This is a genomic window from Brevibacterium metallidurans, assembly GCF_037101285.1.
Lineage (GTDB): Bacteria > Actinomycetota > Actinomycetes > Actinomycetales > Brevibacteriaceae > Brevibacterium > Brevibacterium metallidurans.
This window is the reverse complement of the sequence record NZ_BAAAAF010000047.1, coordinates 1-1330: the sequence shown is the minus strand read 5'-3', so window position 1 is coordinate 1330 and position 1330 is coordinate 1. Positions and strand designations below refer to the sequence as shown.

Below are 1330 nucleotides of genomic sequence, written 5' to 3'. Positions count from 1 at the left end.
TGAATCGCCCCGGGGATAATAGAGGCAGGGAGATTGGAAGAAGGAGATTCTCTCTTGCCAGTGAAATACACCGACGAACTCAAGGCTCGCGCCGTCGAACTCGTCATTCATGCTCAGGCCGATCCGGAGACGGCGAACGGGGCAATCACCCGTGTCGCCGGCGAGCTCGGTCTGAGCAAAGAGACCCTGCGAGTCTGGGTCCGTAAGCACAAAGACTCCGGCAAGGCCACACCGACTGAGTCAGTCGATTTGGAAGCGGAGAACCGTCGGCTGCGGGCGGAGTTGGCTGAAGCGAAGCGGGCCAACGAGATCTTGAAGAGAGCGTCGGCTTTCTTCGCGGCGGAGCTCGACCGCCCATCGAAGTGATTGTCGTCTTCATCGACGACAATCGTCACGAGTTCGGAGTCGAGCCAATCGTACGCGCCCTGTCCGGGACTGCGGCACGGATTGCTGTGAGCTCGTATTACGCGTTCAAGAAACGCGAACCATCGGCCAGGGCCCGCCGAGACCAGGCGCTGATGGTCGTCATCCAGGATGTCTATGAGGCGAACTACTCGTGTTACGGGGTGCGGAAGATGTGGAAGGCGATCAACCGCGAGTACGCGGATCAGTTCGGCCCGGTGGCCCGCTGCACGGTGGAGCGGTTGATGCGCCAGTTAGGCATCGACGGTATTCGACGCAGGAGGAAGCGCCCGAAGACGGCTTCGGCTAGGGCTGAGGAGTGTCCGGATGATCTTGTCGAGCGTGAGTTCGCAGCACCGGCACCCAATTGTCTATGGGTCGCGGACATCACCTATGTTCCGACGACTGCTGGGTGGGTATACACGACGTTCATCCTCGATGTCTTCCACAGGGAGATCGTCGGCTGGCAGGTGACGAACCACATGCGGGAGTCCCTGGCCAGGGACGCTCTGACGATGGCTCTCGCTGCGAAATATCGGGCCGGTGAAGACGTTTCCGGGCTGGTGCACCACTCGGATCGCGGGGTGCAATTCCGATCGATTCGCTATGGCGAGACCCTGGCGGAATCCGAGGTCGTGGCGTCGGTGGGGTCGCGTGGGGATTCGTACGACAACGCCATGGCCGAGGCGCTGAACTCGGTCTACAAGGCCGAACTCATCGACCGGAAGGGGTGGTCGGGGTTGATCGAGGTGATGGCGGAGACGTCGAAGTGGGTGGCTTGGTACAACCAGTCCAGGTTGCATTCAGCGATTAACTACCGACCGCCCGTCGAGGTCCATTCCGAATGGATCAACCAGTCCGGGACAGAACCCGCGGCTGCTTAGGAAACCAAGAATAGGAGCCTCTACGAAACCCGGGGCTTGACACG

Annotated in this window: 2 protein-coding genes and 1 other annotated feature; both genes read left to right on the top strand. The window is 60.6% G+C overall.

What is annotated here, in order from left to right; all coding sequences use genetic code 11:
* Positions 1 to 60: 60 nt before the first annotated feature.
* A complete protein-coding gene (locus tag AACX88_RS17720) occupies positions 61 to 366 on the top strand; it encodes a transposase (RefSeq protein ID WP_009381361.1) in 306 nt (101 codons plus the stop codon).
* Positions 327 to 455, top strand: a sequence feature (AL1L pseudoknot). Its footprint overlaps the gene before it by 40 nt.
* Entirely contained in the window at positions 363 to 1286 is a 924-nt protein-coding gene (locus tag AACX88_RS17435; RefSeq protein WP_009381362.1) for an IS3 family transposase, read from the top strand. (Overlaps the previous feature by 93 nt.) The genes AACX88_RS17720 and AACX88_RS17435 overlap by 4 nt, the downstream gene beginning before the upstream one ends.
* Positions 1287 to 1330 lie beyond the last annotated feature (44 nt).